The 16,188-nt window shown below is 34.9% G+C and carries 12 protein-coding genes; 8 read left to right on the forward strand and 4 right to left on the reverse strand.

Translation table 11 applies throughout. From position 1 onward, the window contains the following. Positions 1-43: 43 nt before the first annotated feature. Positions 44-1,024, reverse strand: coding sequence for a pyruvate dehydrogenase (acetyl-transferring) E1 component subunit alpha (gene pdhA / locus AAGD59_RS03955; protein ID WP_006279887.1), 981 nt, complete (start codon positions 1,022-1,024; stop codon positions 44-46). Between the two features lie 55 nt (positions 1,025-1,079). On the opposite strand from pdhA, the gene hemJ reads away from it, so the two are divergent. Then, complete coding sequence (gene hemJ, locus AAGD59_RS03960) at positions 1,080-1,508, forward strand: protoporphyrinogen oxidase HemJ (RefSeq protein WP_010082641.1); 429 nt, start codon at positions 1,080-1,082, stop codon at positions 1,506-1,508. A gap of 568 nt (positions 1,509-2,076) precedes the next feature. Beyond that, positions 2,077-3,396 carry a tRNA (N6-isopentenyl adenosine(37)-C2)-methylthiotransferase MiaB gene (gene miaB, locus AAGD59_RS03965; RefSeq protein ID WP_010962578.1) on the forward strand — a complete coding sequence of 440 codons (1,320 nt, stop codon included), beginning with the start codon at positions 2,077-2,079 and terminating at the stop codon, positions 3,394-3,396. Between the two features lie 139 nt (positions 3,397-3,535). Here the strand turns inward: miaB and AAGD59_RS03970 are convergent, their stop codons facing one another. Beyond that, the gene (locus tag AAGD59_RS03970; RefSeq protein WP_007548626.1) at positions 3,536-5,002 is read right to left on the reverse strand and encodes a peptide MFS transporter; all 1,467 of its coding nucleotides are present in this window, start codon (positions 5,000-5,002) and stop codon (positions 3,536-3,538) included. Positions 5,003-5,178: 176 nt separating this feature from the next. Here AAGD59_RS03970 and ileS point away from each other — a divergent pair, with 176 nt between their 5' ends. Beyond that, positions 5,179-8,538: an isoleucine--tRNA ligase gene (gene ileS, locus AAGD59_RS03975; RefSeq protein WP_141457155.1), complete on the forward strand. Its 3,360-nt coding sequence runs from the start codon at positions 5,179-5,181 to the stop codon at positions 8,536-8,538. A gap of 58 nt (positions 8,539-8,596) precedes the next feature. Next, positions 8,597-11,251 carry a hypothetical protein gene (locus AAGD59_RS03980; RefSeq protein WP_265027755.1) on the forward strand — a complete coding sequence of 885 codons (2,655 nt, stop codon included), beginning with the start codon at positions 8,597-8,599 and terminating at the stop codon, positions 11,249-11,251. Here AAGD59_RS03980 and pheT read toward each other — a convergent pair. Beyond that, entirely contained in the window at positions 11,242-13,581 is a 2,340-nt protein-coding gene (pheT, locus tag AAGD59_RS03985) for a phenylalanine--tRNA ligase subunit beta (RefSeq protein WP_141457159.1), read from the reverse strand. The genes AAGD59_RS03980 and pheT overlap by 10 nt on opposite strands. A gap of 112 nt (positions 13,582-13,693) precedes the next feature. Next, entirely contained in the window at positions 13,694-13,975 is a 282-nt protein-coding gene (locus AAGD59_RS03990) for a hypothetical protein (RefSeq protein ID WP_015589038.1), read from the reverse strand. Between the two features lie 229 nt (positions 13,976-14,204). Between AAGD59_RS03990 and AAGD59_RS03995 the strand changes: the two genes are divergently transcribed. The 4 genes from AAGD59_RS03995 to AAGD59_RS04010 are packed head-to-tail and all read left to right on the forward strand — an operon-like array spanning position 14,205 to position 16,185. Beyond that, positions 14,205-14,930: a F0F1 ATP synthase subunit A gene (locus tag AAGD59_RS03995; RefSeq protein WP_265027756.1), complete on the forward strand. Its 726-nt coding sequence runs from the start codon at positions 14,205-14,207 to the stop codon at positions 14,928-14,930. Between the two features lie 59 nt (positions 14,931-14,989). Next, complete coding sequence (locus tag AAGD59_RS04000; protein WP_006014985.1) at positions 14,990-15,217, forward strand: F0F1 ATP synthase subunit C; 228 nt, start codon at positions 14,990-14,992, stop codon at positions 15,215-15,217. A 3-nt stretch (positions 15,218-15,220) separates the two neighbouring features. Beyond that, entirely contained in the window at positions 15,221-15,700 is a 480-nt protein-coding gene (locus AAGD59_RS04005) for an ATP synthase subunit B (RefSeq protein WP_015589036.1), read from the forward strand. Positions 15,701-15,708: 8 nt separating this feature from the next. Then, a complete protein-coding gene (locus AAGD59_RS04010) occupies positions 15,709-16,185 on the forward strand; it encodes a hypothetical protein (protein ID WP_141457161.1) in 477 nt (158 codons plus the stop codon). Positions 16,186-16,188: the final 3 nt, after the last annotated feature.

A 16,188-nucleotide genomic window follows, 5' to 3' on the forward strand; every position in this document is an offset into this window, starting at 1 on the left:
CATCGTTTACTATACAATGTTTGTACAGTTCTGGATAAAAAAATTAGCTAACAAATTTATAAACATCAGTATACAGCTCATCAACGCTTGGTTCTTTACTATTTTTGGCAAAATCTTCCGACTTTTTTACTAAATCACGTATTTCCTTATCAATTACTTTGCACTCTTCTTCTGAAGCCATTTTATTATCTGTCATGTATTTCTTTAAAGTGCTTATAGGGTCATGATTTTGCTTCATATCTTCAACTTCTTCTTTTAAGCGATAAGTAGCAGGATCTGACATTGAGTGACCGCGATATCGATATGTCTTCATTTCAAGCAGGATAGGCCCTTTTCCGCTGCGTGTGTGTTCCGCTGCTTCGCTTGTAGCCTCATAAACAGAGAAAAAATCCATTCCATCAACTTGTTTTCCAGGAATACCAAAACTTTCTCCTCTTTTATATAACTCTGTTACTAAAGTTGACCTTTGCACGGAGGTTCCCATTGCGTATTCATTATTTTCTATGATGTAAACCACAGGCAACTCCCACAAAGATGCCATATTAAACGATTCATATACTTGTCCTTGATTTGCAGCACCGTCGCCAAAATATGTAAATACCACATTATCTTTTTTCTTATATTTATTAGCAAATGCTATTCCTGTGCCAATTGGAACTTGTGCTCCCACTATTCCATGCCCGCCGAAGAATTTTTTTTCAACGTCAAATACGTGCATCGAACCACCTTTACCTTTCGAGCATCCTGTTTCTTTGCCGGTAAGCTCTGCCATTACAACATTTGGATCAGAATCACATGCGAGCATTAAGCCATGGTCTCTATAACTTGTGATAAAAGCGTCACCTAATTTTGATGCAGCTTGAGTTCCAACTGCAACTGCTTCTTGTCCTATTGATAGGTGACAGAACCCGCCTATTAATCCCATCCCATATAATTGTCCTGCTTTTTCCTCAAATCTGCGTATGAGTAGCATTTTCCTGTAGAATCCAATTATCTGTTCTTTAGTGAAATTTTCTGCTTTCATATCGATTTCTTTTTCATTAAACTAACACAATACCAGGAATTTTAAATTTTTGCTAATGAACTATTACCACTGGCTTGAGGCTTTTCACGTTATCTCTGTTATCATGTGGATGGCAGGTATGCTTTATTTACCCAGGCTTTATGTCTACCATGCAACTGTAAAACCGGGATCGGAAAATGATAGCTTGCTTCAAACAATGGAAAAGAGGCTACTTAGATATATCATAAACCCTGCAATGCTTTTCTCACTTGGTCTTGGAATTACACTAATGGTTATTAGGGAAGCATATCGTGAAGGATGGTTTCATGTAAAAGCATTTGCAATACTTTTGATGTTAATTATTCATATGCTACTTGCAAAATATAGGAAAAATTTTGCAATGGGTTCGAATAAGAAGTCACATATTTATTTTCGCGTTTTAAATGAAGCAGTTACAGTATTGATAATAGTTATAGTTATTATGGTTGTTGTAAAACCTTTTTGACTGACCTTACCCAAAAAAAGCAGAAAGCTCGTATCTGTTCAGATGCATGGCTAATGTACAATACTGAAATAAAAATTCCAGTGCTCCCTTTCTTGTCATTCCAGTGCTTGACACTGGGATCCAGCTTTCTTTACAAATTCACCAAAAGTGCTTCATTCTATAACGCAAAACCCATACTCACCAAACTCAATGCATTACTTGCAATTAAGTTTCCTGGATGCCAGTGTCAAGCTACTCGGATGACACCATTCTTTTTCCTGGATCCCAGTGTCAAGCACTGGGATGACAAGAAGAGGGCACTGCCCTCTTGGATGGAAGCCAGTGTTAGCTACTTTCATGACACCCTGACAACCGTCATCCCGCTACTTGTTAGCGGGATCTAGAGATACCGTGATGGTATGACGTAGGGGTTGCCGAGAACTTGTCATCCAAGTGCTTGACACTGAGATCCAGTTTTTCGTATAATTTTGTCAAAATCTATTGTGCTAGCAAGTTCACTAGCGTCACGCGCTGGTCTGTTAGACATTTACGTGTAGGGTGAAGAAATTTTGAAAAAGACATACCAAATATGAAAGGCCTATATATTAAAACTTACGGCTGTCAGATGAACGTTTATGACTCCGTTTTAATGGAAAATGTAATTAAACCTTTGGGGTTCAACGTTGTTAGTGATGCAGGGAAAGCCGATTTAGTGATACTGAATACTTGTCACATTAGAGAGAAGGCAGCAGAAAAACTTTACTCAGAGCTTGGGAAGATTCATTCGTTACGAAAAGAAATGACTATAGTGGTGGCTGGGTGTGTAGCGCAAGCAGAGGGAGAAGAAGTGTTCAGAAGGGCTCCTTTTGTTGATATTGTTGTTGGTCCGCAGAGTATCGCTACCTTACCGGAGCTGATAGTCAAAGCAAGCAGAAGTAAAGGTCATGTAATAAACACTGATTTTCCTGAAGTTGCAAAGTTTGATAAATTGCCAGATGAATGCTATGGCAATAGCCAGGGGTCTTCTGCGTTTCTTGCCATACAAGAGGGTTGTGATAAATTTTGTACGTTTTGTGTAGTGCCCTATACTCGTGGAGCTGAGTATTCACGGCCAGTGAATGAAATATTTCGTGAAGCATTGAAATTAGTTGCAAATGGGGCAAATGAGATCAATTTGCTTGGTCAGAACGTCAATGCTTACCATGGGGAGTGCGAAGGGGAAGTGTGGGATTTAGGAAAATTAATTAGTCATATTGCTAAAATTGAAAAGCTAGAGAGGATTCGTTATACAACTTCTCATCCAAGAGATATGCATGAATCTCTCTACTTGGCACATGCGGAAGAGCCAAAGCTCATGCCGTTTGTTCACCTGCCTGTGCAGTCTGGTTCGAATAAAATATTGCACGCGATGAACAGGAAACACACTGCAGAGGAGTATTTGGAAATAATAGACAGATTTCGCAAATTGAAACCTGAAATCGAATTTTCTTCTGATTTTATTGTTGGTTTTCCTGGAGAAACCGAAAAAGATTTTGAAGAAACTATGAAATTAGTAGAAAAAGTTAGATATGCTCAGGCTTATAGTTTTAAATACAGCCCAAGACCAGGCACACCGGGAGCGGAAAGAAAAGATCAAGTACCAGAAGAGGTTAAAACAGAGCGCCTTCTTCGTTTACAGAAATTAATTAGTAAGCAACAACTTGAGTTTAACCAGAGTATGGTAGGTAAAACTATACCTGTTCTATTTAGCGATAAAAAAGGTAAACACCAAAACCAAATTATTGGTAAAAGCCCATATATGCAATCAGTGTGCATTGATGATTCTGAAGATAAATACAGGGACAAAATAGTAAATGTGAAAGTGTTGGAAGCTCGGCAGAGTAGTTTGCTGGGGTGTGCATTTCACTGATTTTAAGCAGCGTTAAATATAAATCTTAAGCAAAGAGTATTGAAAAAATGCAATCATAATCTTTTTCAAAAGTTACAAAGTTTAATTGCTACCTCTGCTGAACGGGTACCTTAAACCTACAAATTTGAGCTTACCTATATCAATTTTTTGTACAAGATGAGTTAGTAACAACTTTATGTATAAAATTGAAGAAGAATAAAAATACAATAACGAGCATTAAATTAAATATTCCCACCTTTAAAAAACCCTCTTTATATATTTCTAAAGATTCTAAATAATTTATTTTACCATTTACTGAAGGAACTGACATAAATTTTGATATTGCAACTCCGGCTAGGTTAGAAAACGCTAATGACAGCATTACTATACCCATCACTACTCCTCTAAGGTTTTTGGGGGCTAGTGTAGTTGCTTGTTCTTGGACTAATGGAGCAATACATAATTCTCCCAGTCCCATAAAGGAGATAGCAATTATTAAATATAAGTATTCTACTTTACCTTCAATGTTAGAGTTTAAACATCCTATGTACAGTGTGAAAAAACACATAGCCATTGTCAGAAGGCCAAGGGTAAACATGGAAGTTGCATATTTTTGCTTAAACTTCATGTATGTTCCAAAAAGAAAGCCAAATATTATAATTGACAAAGGATTTATGGCTTGAGAAACTGAAGCTGGGATTGTTATACCTAATACATTGTTAATAACGTTTCTTTCGGTGAATAAGTTAACCAAAGAGCCAAGCTGCATTTCTAAAGCAAAAAAACACAAGAAAAATACCACAAGAATAGATAATGCCACTAATTTTCGTCTTTGTTCTGCTGATAATTTAGATATTATATAAATAAATATGCCCAGAGCTGTTATTCCAATAAATATGAGCATATTAGTAAAAAATTCACTATGTATAAGCATTTTAGCAATTATTGATGATGACAAAAAGCTTCCTATCAATACTATACCAAAAATTTTAATCCCTAATATGCGCTTATTCATAAGCTCTGGATAAGGAGAAAGGCCGCTATCTCCTAAAAGATTCTGAAATTTGAGAAAAAAGATTAGCCCTATAGACATCCCAATACCAGCTAAACCAAAGCCGTAGTGCCAGCCAAACAAGTGGGCTACATAACCACATGAAATAGAAGCCAATATTGCTCCAATATTCACACCTACGTAAAATAAAGTAAAGCCTCTGCTACGTTCAGGATCGTCTTTGCCATAGCATGAACTAAGTAAGTTAGTTACGTTCCCTTTAAACATACCAGTACCTATGGCTATTAGAGATAAACCTAAATATAATAAACCTGGTTCAAACTTAACCAATGACATGCAAGCATGACCTGCTATCATCACTATCCCTCCAAGCAACACCATGTTGCGGAATCCCATCAACTTATCAGCTAAAAAACCTCCAAGTATTGGTATAGCATAACCTGTTGCAGCAAATAATGAGTAAATAGTAAAGGCCCTCTCATCAGTGAAACCTAAGTGAGAAGTCAAAAATAGGACCAAAAGTGCCCTCATTCCATAGTAAGAGAAACGTTCCCACATTTCAACAAAGCACAACATTTTTAAAAATTGTGGAAACTTATCTGTCTTCTGATCCATAAAATACCCCTAAAGCTTGGGTTAATGTTAAGTAAAACAATAAAAACTGCAAGTAAAACTTAAAAAAAGGTATTGGAAGCTCGGCAGAATAGTTTGTTGGGGTGTGAGCTACGGAAATATTTTTGAATTTGTAATTTTTCAGAAAGCCCTATATTCTTTAGTTTTACATAGCGAACATGAAGTCAAAGCATTATCCTGATACAGTAAGTAGTCCTGATTTTTCATCGTTAGAAAAGGAAATCATAAAATTTTGGCAGGAAAACAAAGTTTTTGAGCGGTCAGTTGAAGAACGTTCCAAGGATAATTGTTTTGTCTTTTACGATGGGCCTCCGTTTGCAAATGGACTTCCGCATTATGGACATTTACTCACTGGTTTCATCAAAGACGCATTTGCAAGATATCAAACTATGCTTCAAAAAAGGGTTGAACGTAGATTTGGCTGGGATTGCCATGGATTACCGGCTGAGATGGGAGCAGAAAAGGAACTTGGAATATCTGGCAGAACTGAGGTAGAGAAGTTTGGTATTGATAAATTTAACGATCATTGCCGTACTTCTGTGATGAAATTTTCATCAGAGTGGGAGAAGTATGTAAATAGGCAAGCAAGGTGGGTAGACTTTCACAATGACTATAAGACTATGGATAAATCATTCATGGAGTCGGTCATGTGGGCATTCAAGCAGCTTTATGATAAGGGTCTGGTGTATGAATCAATGCGCGTTGTACCATATAGCTGGGCATGCGAAACTCCATTATCTAATTTCGAAACAAGGCTTGATAACGCGTATAGAGAAAAAGTTAGCAAAGCTGTAACTGTTGCATTTGAGCTTTTAGAAAACCCACAGCAATTTAAAAGTGTTAAACGAAAGTGTAAATTACTTGCTTGGACTACAACTCCTTGGACGTTGCCGAGCAACTTGGCTTTGGCGATAGGGAAAGATATTGAGTATTGTGCAGTTTCAGTTCACTCCTTGATGTCATTCCAGCGCGTGACGCTGGAATCTATTTCTGGATCCCAGTGTCGAAGCACTGGGATGACAGAAGTTAATGAAAGGAGTTCAGTGAACAGTGAAATTTATATTTTTGCTGAAAGCTACCTAGAGAAATTTATCAGCCACTCTGAACAAAACAATATTCCATATGAAAACTGCAATATAAAACTTAAAGCGAATGATCTTGCAGGTCTTCCTTATAAACCACTATTTGATTACTTTAAAGATACGAAAAATGCATTCCGCGTTTTCATCGCTGATTATGTGACAGAAGAAGATGGTACTGGCGTTGTGCATACTGCTCCTGGATTTGGTGAGGAAGATTTTTACCTTTGCCAAAGCCATGATATTCCAGTTATTTGTCCAATTGATAACAGTGGAAAATTTACTGCTGAAGTTTCAGATTTGGCAGGGGTTCATGTTTTTGATACCAATGATACAGTAATAAAAAAATTAAAAGAGCAAGGGAATTGGTTTAAAACTGAGCAATATATTCACAATTATCCACACTGCTGGAGAACTGACACTCCTTTGATCTATCGCACTATGCCTTCTTGGTATGTTGCAGTTACAAAATTCAAAAGCAGAATGGTAGAGCTAAATAAGAGAGTTAATTGGATACCAAACCACATTAGAGATGGTCAATTTGGAAAATGGCTTGAAGGGGCACACGACTGGTCAATTTCACGCAATCGATTCTGGGGTACGCCAATCCCTGTATGGAAATCAGATGATGCGAGATATCCAAGAGTAGATGTATATGGTTCAATAGAAGAACTGGAGAGAGATTTTAATGTTAAAATAGACGACTTGCACAGACCATTTATCGATACTTTAACAAGACCAAATCCTGATGATCCAACAGGAAAATCAGTTATGCGCCGTGTACCTGACGTGTTTGACTGCTGGTTTGAATCTGGCTCGATGCCATTTGCGCAAATCCACTATCCGTTTGAAAATAAGGAGTGGTTTGAATCTGCGGATTTTATCACTGAATACATAGCGCAAACCAGGGGGTGGTTTTATACGCTCTTTGTATTGTCCACTGCTTTGTTTGATAGGGAACCATTTAAGAACTGCATATGCCACGGTGTTGTTTTGGATGTAAAAGGGCAAAAATTGTCCAAACGTTTGAATAACTATGCAGATCCAATGGAGGTTTTTGATAGATACGGTTCTGATGCACTGCGTTTTCTTATGCTTTCTGGATCTATTGTTTGTGGTGGTAATTTGCTACTCGATAAAGAAGGAAACTCAATACGAGATGTTCTGAAAAACGTAATAAAACCTATTTGGAATAGCTATCACTTTTTTACCATGTATGCAAATGCAGATGGGATTAAAGCTGAAGTTTGTAAGGATTATCAAAGCACTATTGATCGTTACATGATTTCCAAGTGTTTTGAAGCTGTAGAAGGTATCCAAGCTTCTATGAACAACTATAACTCCCAAGAGGCTTGCAAAATTTTAATGAACTTTTTTGAAGTGCTAAATAATTGGTATATTCGTCGCAGTCGCGAGCGTTTTTGGAAAAGTGATTTGGATCAGGATAAAACTGATGCTTATAATGTTCTATATACGGTTTTTTATTACATACTAAGAGCTGCAGCTCCTTTGTTGCCACTTATAACAGAGAATATATGGCAAGGGCTTAAGTATGAAGAAACATCTGTTCATTTGGCTAATTTTCCACAATTAGAGAAGTTTGATAGTCAGCTCATTGCCAAGATGGATTTGGTGAGAGAGATATGCAACTCTGCACTCTCTATTAGAAACACTTTTAACATACGTATCAGACAGCCACTTGGCAGTATGATCATTTATCATCAGTCTTCCTGTAGTTTTCTTGAAGGTGAGCCGTTTTCTGTCATCCCAGAGTTCTCTCCTGTCATCCGAGTAGCTGACACTGGGATCCAGAAAGAAAAAAGTGCTGGAATGACACCAAGCATGAATGAATATCAAGAGATGATAAAAGATGAGGTAAATGTAAAAAAACTGGAGTTAGTAAACAGACTTGAAGATATTGCATCACTAGAGTTAAAGCTAAGTTTTCCGCTGCTTGGAAAGAGAATACCAGATAAAATTAAGAAACTAGTTCAATATGTCAAAGAGGGAAAATGGAAGCAAGTTGAAAATGAGCAAGTTTTTTTAGGTAATGAGTCAGAAAATTACATCATAGAAAAAGGCGAATATGAACTATTGTTAAAAGCAAATAGTGGATATTCTGCTGTGTTTGATAACAACAAAGGAGTTGTCATTCTAAATACTGAACTAAATGATGAATTAATTCTAGAAGGGTTAGCGAGAGATGTCGTGAGGCTCATTCAAGAAACCAGAAAACAAGCTGATTTTCATATATCAGATAGAATCAGAGTAATAATCAAAACAGAAGAAGAGAAAATTAAGGAAGCAATAAATACGTGGTTTGAATATATAAAAGAGCAGACCCTTGCCTTATCTTTGGACATTAATACAGAAATTGGAACTAACTTCTATTCTAAGGAATATCAGGATTTAAGTGTTGGTATTAGGTTAAATTATTAGTAGTTGAAAGTTGTCATTGTTTATGCTATACTTAGGTTACTTGAGGTAAGGTTATAATATGAATAAGGCTGTTGCAGATGATTATGAAAAAGTTGTTGATTTGAATAACAATAGTGATGATTTAGGTAAAGTAGAATCTGTTGCTACTTTGGAGGAGGAAGAAGAATTTTTTGATGCTGTGGAAGAACAAGAGCCGTTAGCTAATTTTAACGTTCCACTCAGTATATTTCATTATAAAGATTATAACTCTGATTTTTTTACTTCTTGGTATAATATATCAAGTAGAATATTTAAAGAGGTAAATCGAGCTTGCCCGGAGAAGAAAGTATTAAATTTAGCTCTATCAGTTTTAATGTTTCCTTATATAGTTTTCACTGCGTTAGGATTAGCCGTATATAATAAATTAAAAACAAATGATAAGACACAAATCAGTTCAGAGGAGAATAAAACAAAAAAAAGTGAAGTAAGTGAAAGTACAGCAAAAAGATTGGCATATGGTGTTCTTGCTGCAATAGTGATTCTTGTTAATATCGCTGTGCTTGTAGCATTACTTATTCCTGCAACACTCGCTTTGGCTACTTTTTATCTTTTAAATAAAAAATTATCTCATTTTTTGATTGCTGCTATTAAAATAAGTAATGGGTTATGTCAAAATGAACACCAAAATATTGAGGTGTCTTTTCATGAGATAGAGGCTATTGAAGCAGACATTAAGTGGAATATGGAAGTTAAGTTTCCACCGCAATTTAAACAACTAGTTAGAGATTTATACGAAGATAAAGATGGTAGTTGGTTTAATGTTGCACGTGATTCAGAACATAATACCATACTGAAATTATCAGCTAATATCCACTTAAAAAATGGTCTTAAGCCTTTACGTAATGAGATCAAGAATGTGCTTGCAACTTCTATTCAAGAATTTGCGAAGACTATGGAAGAACTGATAAAACTAGAAAAGAAAGAGATTACATATGATAAATTGAAGGAATTGTTGGACGAATTCAGGTTAAAAGTGGTAAGTAGCATAGATTTTAAGTTGACAACTCACTTAATATACAACGCCTATCAAGTTGCCTTTATACAAGCAATTAAGTTTCAGCGAGATAGACGGGGAGAAGATTTTTCGCTGGAAGATGAGATAAAAAATTCTTTAGTGAGACAGGAATTAGAGAGCCAAGGTAAGGAATTACCAAGTAGAAAAGAGATTATAATAGAAGATTTGAAAAACGCAGGAATGGAAGTAGAAGACTCAAAAGATGATGAATTTTCTGTACATGAGGCGGAATGGAAAAAGCTTATAAAGGAAGGCGAAATAGTTAAAAGGACAGTAATTGATATTTATAAAAATAAGCATCTCCAAGCAACAGAGAAAGCCTTAGGTAATGCGAAAGAAGAAATTGAACGTTTAAGAGGAATAGGTCAAACAAGGTGTAACAATATATATAAGAAATTAAAAGAAATACATGAAAACAGTAGCTTAACAAATGACACCTTAAAAAGGGGGTTAGAAGACCTTTTTAAATTCGAATATCATGATCAAGAGATTGAGCGCAGGCTGATAAAATCAGTAATGAAAAAAGTTCAAGGTAAGTTAAGTCAATCAGATATACCGGATAAGGAGAAGCAAAGCCTAAGGAAGCAGCTTGAAGATTTAGAAAAAAAAGTAAAGGTTCCATCGGATAAGGAAGCTTCAGCTAAAATAAATGACTTTATAGAAAAGATGTATTTAGAAATAAAAAAATATAAAGTGCAAAGGTTACTTCGAGAACAAAAAAAGGGTGTTTTACGTTTATGCAAGAAATTAAGAAAATATGGTGAATCAGGTCTAGCAGAAATAATTGAAGCTTTTCGCGTGCAAGATGAAGGACATTTAGAAAAATCTACATTAGAACAAACACTCAAAGATCAAAATAAGCGTTTACAAGCTGAACAAAATAACAGGGAAAAAGGGCATCCGGGTACAAGATCAATAGAAGTGCTCTTAAAAAGGAATGAAGAAATTCTGAAAGCATTAAAACAGTTAGAATTAGGCAAAAAAGAATTATTGATAAATGAAGAAACAAAAAATGATTATAAAGAAGAACTAACGTCTCGTGAAAAAATAAAATTTGCAGTAATAGAAGATGATTTACTGAAGGTATTCAAGCTTGAAACTTTTGATGAAAAAGAAATCAAGAAGTTATTAGAAAGAGCAGAACTGGAGTACTGTTTAGCAGAAAAACGCATCAAATATCCTGTAATTAAAACAAAAGATAATATCAAACATTTTAGTCAAAATTTATTGTCTCCTTTGATAGACAATTTGACAAAAAATATAATAAATAATATACCAGGAAATAGTGAAGGTTGTATACAGAAAGTTAAGAACTGGAGTAAAGTTATGTTTGGTGCAATAAAGATTGGAGCATCAAATGCTTATAAAGAGACTACAGAGAGAAAAGCGTTAAATGTGGCACATAATACTTATAAAGAAGGAGAGACATTTCTTCAATGTTTTCAGTCAAATTATGAAGGTATTGGAGCCTTTTTAGGTAATTTATTTTCTGATGATGGGGTAACATTTAAAAATGATGTGTGGCCTAAAATAGAAGAGCATTTGCATGGAATGTGGGATAGATTTTTCAAGGATATTGAATTCAATATTGGAAATAAATTGGATGAAGTAAGTGTGACACAGCAACGGCAGGAAACTATGATTGTGACTCAACGATAAGTTCTCAAAGTTCCTCCGGTATTTTCACATACTAAATTAACTATAGCACTTGATTCTTTTTGGATCTCTTTTTCAGTTAAAGTGTGGATTGGAGAGCAAAAAGTAACTGACAACGCTATAGACATCTTATTCGGTTCTATATTATTTCCATGGTATACATCGAATATCAAAACTTCTGTGATGAGCTCTGAGCTTTTTTTTATCACATTGATTATGTTACCTACTTCCACATCCTTATTTACTATAAATGCAAAATCACGTTTTACACTTTGGTATTTATAATCGATAAATTTCTTTCTACTTACAGGTAAATTTTCAATATTTTCTAGTATTACCTCAAAACCTACAACTTTTTGCTTGATATCAAAAAGATCTAATATATTAGGATGCAACTCTCCAAAATAACCTGCTACTTTATTCTTAAAAGAGAGAGTGCCTGACTTTCCTGGGTGGTAATGTTCTTTTTCTGCTTTCTCTATCGTTAAATTATCACAATTAACGTTAAAAAACTCCAAAGCTGCTATGCAATCAGCCTTTGCGTCAAAAACATCTACTTTCCTATCAGTATTATAATGGTTTCGCGGTAAATTATTTCCTGACCTAATTCCACTTAAAACATACTTAGACTGAGCTTCACCATCGTAAATCGGCCCGATTTCGAAGATTGCAAGATCAGATATTCCATGGGCAATATTATCAGCAGTAACTTGCAATAAATTTGGCATAATACTTGGTCTCATTATATTAAAGCTATTGTTAAACGGATTATCGATGATAAATAACTTATTCGAGTAACCAAATTTTTCAGCTGTTGATTCACTCATAAACGACCAGGTTAGCACTTCATGAAACCCTCTGTTTGTCATCAAAATACGCAAATTGTCGTATGTACTATCTACTTCTTCAACATTATTTGGTAGTGGTTCTTCTTTTATTTTGTCATAGCCGTATATCCTTGTTACTTCTTCGATTAGGTCAGCCGGTATTGTCACGTCCGGTCTCCAGCTTGGTACTTGTACATTCCAATTGCCTTCGGTTTTTTTATCAATACTAAACCCTAGTTTCGTTAAGATATCAAGCACCTCATCAGGCGATACAGACACACTTCCAAACTTGTTCACATCCTGATAATCAAAGCTCACCTTGGTGTCAGCACTATCTAAACTGCCAGCAGACACTACGCTTGAGGTTTCTCCACCACATAAGTCCAGAATCATTTTAGCTGCAAGGTTGAGTCCATCAAAAGTAAATCCAGGATCAACTGAACGTGCAAATCTGTAACTAGCGTCTGTGGAGATGCCGAGCTGCCTTGAAGATTTAGTAATAGAGATGGGATCGAACCAAGCAGACTCTAAAAAGATATCAGTAGTTTCAAGAGTACATTCACTGCACTTACCACCTATAATTCCAGCAATTCCATGAATATTTTTATCACCTGCAATAACGCTTATGTCTTTGTTTAATAAGTATTCTTTACCGTTCAAACCAGCAAATTTTTCTCCGTCGTTTGCTTTGCGTACTGTGAGCTCTCCTTCTATTTTTTTTGCATCATACGCGTGCATTGGGCGGCTGAAAGATATCATAATATAGTTCGTGATATCAACTATTGCAGAAATGGAGCGCATTCCTATCGATTCCAGCCTATCTTTTAACCATTTTGGGCTTTCTTGATTTTTTACATTGGCGATGTATATTCCACTAATAAAACTTTCCCCGTCAGTAACTTCAACATCGATTGGTGAATTTATGGAGCTGGTAAGTTGTGGAATGCTTAAAGTCTTTAATGTCCCAATTCCAGTTGCAGCAAGGTCGCGAGCTATTCCATAAATGCCTAAGCAATCTCCACGATTTGGAGTAACATTTATATCAATTACAGGGTCACAATTGAAAAATTTATCCCCTACTTTATAATCATCGGAAAGCTCGATTATTCCTTCACTTTTCTCTTGAACCAGCGCAAGTTCAGAAGCAGAGCAGAGCATCCCTTCACTTAGCATTCCTCGTATTTTTGTGGACTTAATTGTGAGATCACTTTCTGGCAACGTGCTACCAAGAGATGCAAGTACAGTTTTCATACCTTCTCTAACATTGTTTGCTCCACAGACTATTTGTAGAATTTTACTTCCATCATTTACTTTACATAATTTTAATTTATCAGCATTTGGATGAGGTACGACTTCTAATACCTCTGCAACGATAAACCCAGTCAATCTGGAATTATCGATCACATCTTCTACTTCTAACCCTATGTGAGTTAATTTATCGGTAATTTCTTCTAAACTAGCATTGGTTTCTAAATACTCCAGTAACCAAGATAACGTGAATTTCATCGATCTAACAAGAAATAAAAAAGTTATTGTAATATAAAATGTAGTGCTTTTAAAGCTTGTTGTAGTGGAATACTTCTACATCATAAACAATGATGTAGAAGCTTTTGTAACTTTATATCTTCTTGCGAAGAGAAAGAATTTTTTCTATGTCACCTTTTAAATCTATCTCCGGAAAGAATTTAAGACTTCCATAATCCCAGGCATCCTCATCAATGTTACCATCAAAAACGAAGTGTTTTATTGCATTATGGCTTTCATCTAGTACGTTGAGTCCTATGTAATAATCGCGAGTATCTTCGTCAAGGAAACAATCTACAAATTCGATGTATCCGTTACCAAATTCCTGCTCCAAATTTAAAAGATGATTAATGTTAATAAAATCTATTTCGTTCATTATATACCTCACTAAAAATTAAATTATAATCAAAATAAGATATTAAGTCAAGATATTGAATAATTTAACAAGATTAGTAAATTTTAAAATACAGAGCTGACTGTAATTAACATTCTAATTACATATTTTGTTAATATGTTAATGTTATAATAATACAGAGCCTTATCTTAATTCTTGACTTTGTCCTATAAAATTCATACTTTATTTACTGTTTATAATTCAGATTAAAATGGCACTAAATCCACTGGAACAGTTTAAGGTATATACAATAATAGAGTTACCTAGGTTATTTGGGTATGACGTAAGCTTTACCAATTCATCTTTTTTCACGATGATTTCGGTGATATTGATGATACTCTTTTTGCTTTTTGGAATAAAGAAGGGGTCAGTAATACCAGGATATTTGCAAGCTGCAGTTGAGTATGTATATGATTTTGTTATTTCAATAATAGAAAATAACACTGGAAGCAAAGGCTTGCAGCACATTCCATTGATATTCACAGTATTTATTTTCATTTTATCGTGTAATTTAGTTGGTGTTCTTCCTCATAGTTTCACGGTCACAAGTCATGTGATAGTCACCTTCGCTTTATCGATGGTGGTTTTTATTTATATAACGATTGTTGGATTTAAAGAAAGGGGAGTAGAATTTTTACGCATATTGCTACCAAAAGGAACTCCTTCGTGGCTTGCACCTATAATAATTATTATTAAGTTGTTTGCTTATTTAGTAAGACCGATTAGCCTATCAATAAGGCTTGCAGCAAATATGATTGCTGGTCATACAATCATCAAAGTGATAGCAGGGTTTATTGTAAATATGAACATATTTTTCACTCCTGCGCCGTTTTTGTTCATAATTGCATTGATAGGATTTGAAGTATTTGTTGCAATTTTACAAGCTTATATATTTACTATATTAACATGTGTATATTTGTCAGATGCAGTAAAGTAATTGACTTCCTTGTAGAATATTTTACAATTATATTATAAAGAAATAATTAAAGGTAATATATGGATTTAGTAGCTTTAAAATTTATAGCAATTGGTTTAGCTGTGTTTGGAATGCTCGGCGCTGGTTTAGGTATAGCTAATATCTTCTCTGCTATGTTAAATGGGATTGCGAGGAACCCTGAATCAGAAGGTAAAATGAAAAGTTACGTTTATATTGGTGCTGCCATGGTTGAAATCATGGGATTGCTTGCGTTTGTACTTGCAATGTTATTAATATTTGCTGCTTAACAGATGCCACAGCTTGATGTTTCAACCTTCTTTTCTCAAGTTTTTTGGTTTTTAATTTTTTTCTCTTCACTTTTTTTCGTAGTAAGTTGTTTATTTTTGCCAAAGTTAGATGAAATAATAAGCACTAGAAGTAAAGAAGTATTGGATTCTTTTAATAGTTCTGTTCATCTTTTAAGACTCACGGAAGATCAGGTTGCCAAGTATAACGCAGCTTTAACCCAAGCTAGAATACAGGCAAAAAAAATCATAGATGATGCACTTGCTCAGGTAGAAGAAATGAGAGCTAATGTAAAGAATATATTAGAAGAGGAAGACAAAAAAAAGAGCAAGCTTATTGAAGAAAAAGTGGCAGAATTTAAATCTGAATATACTGATCAGTTAAAACAAATGGCTACTAGTATTGCTTTAATTTATTATACTAAATTGACCAATTCTGAAATTGAAGAGGAGTTTGTTGCTGATTTGGTGTCCAAAGAATTTTAGGGGTTTTTATGTCTACATCACTGATTATCGGTCTTGCCTTTTTGGTAATTTTTGTCCTTTCGTATAAATTGCTGAAGAAAGTGATAAAAAATGCGCTTAACAATAAGCGTAACAAAAGCAAATTTTCAAGTGAAGAAACTGAAAAATTCAGGAAAGATATGTTGGAGTATTACAAAAAATCTTCTGAAAAATACAAAAAATTAGATGCAGAAGTTAATGAAATGATGAATGAAGCACTTGATAAAGCTAATAGTATCATTAAGCACAATAGACAGCAGCTAGATCAGACATTAGATGACAATGCCCATTCTAACTTGAAGAAAGTCACTGACCAAGTTGAAAAAGCTCTTGGAGATTTACAGGCTAACACAGCGAGTATAGCTGCTGATGCTGTAAAAAAAATAATGCATGAACGTAAAGATGATAAGCGTAGTAGCGAGGTCATATCTTCATTTTCACGTGACTTAAATAAAAAATTGCATTAGGTT

The organism is Wolbachia endosymbiont (group A) of Cephus spinipes, assembly GCF_964026895.1.
Classification (GTDB): domain Bacteria; phylum Pseudomonadota; class Alphaproteobacteria; order Rickettsiales; family Anaplasmataceae; genus Wolbachia; species Wolbachia pipientis.

What these genes read in the sequence shown, in the direction of transcription:
- ileS (WP_141457155.1), top strand. Translation starts at nt 5,179, where the DNA reads ATGAAGTCAAAGCATTATCCTGATACAGTAAGTAGTCCTGATTTTTCA.
- hemJ (WP_010082641.1), top strand. Translation starts at nt 1,080, where the DNA reads ATGAACTATTACCACTGGCTTGAGGCTTTTCACGTTATCTCTGTTATC.
- AAGD59_RS04010 (WP_141457161.1), top strand. Translation starts at nt 15,709, where the DNA reads ATGTCTACATCACTGATTATCGGTCTTGCCTTTTTGGTAATTTTTGTC.
- miaB (WP_010962578.1), top strand. Translation starts at nt 2,077, where the DNA reads ATGAAAGGCCTATATATTAAAACTTACGGCTGTCAGATGAACGTTTAT.
- AAGD59_RS03995 (WP_265027756.1), top strand. Translation starts at nt 14,205, where the DNA reads ATGGCACTAAATCCACTGGAACAGTTTAAGGTATATACAATAATAGAG.
- AAGD59_RS03990 (WP_015589038.1), bottom strand. Translation starts at nt 13,975, where the DNA reads ATGAACGAAATAGATTTTATTAACATTAATCATCTTTTAAATTTGGAG.
- pheT (WP_141457159.1), bottom strand. Translation starts at nt 13,581, where the DNA reads ATGAAATTCACGTTATCTTGGTTACTGGAGTATTTAGAAACCAATGCT.
- AAGD59_RS03970 (WP_007548626.1), bottom strand. Translation starts at nt 5,002, where the DNA reads ATGGATCAGAAGACAGATAAGTTTCCACAATTTTTAAAAATGTTGTGC.
- AAGD59_RS04005 (WP_015589036.1), top strand. Translation starts at nt 15,221, where the DNA reads ATGCCACAGCTTGATGTTTCAACCTTCTTTTCTCAAGTTTTTTGGTTT.
- AAGD59_RS03980 (WP_265027755.1), top strand. Translation starts at nt 8,597, where the DNA reads ATGAATAAGGCTGTTGCAGATGATTATGAAAAAGTTGTTGATTTGAAT.
- pdhA (WP_006279887.1), bottom strand. Translation starts at nt 1,024, where the DNA reads ATGAAAGCAGAAAATTTCACTAAAGAACAGATAATTGGATTCTACAGG.
- AAGD59_RS04000 (WP_006014985.1), top strand. Translation starts at nt 14,990, where the DNA reads ATGGATTTAGTAGCTTTAAAATTTATAGCAATTGGTTTAGCTGTGTTT.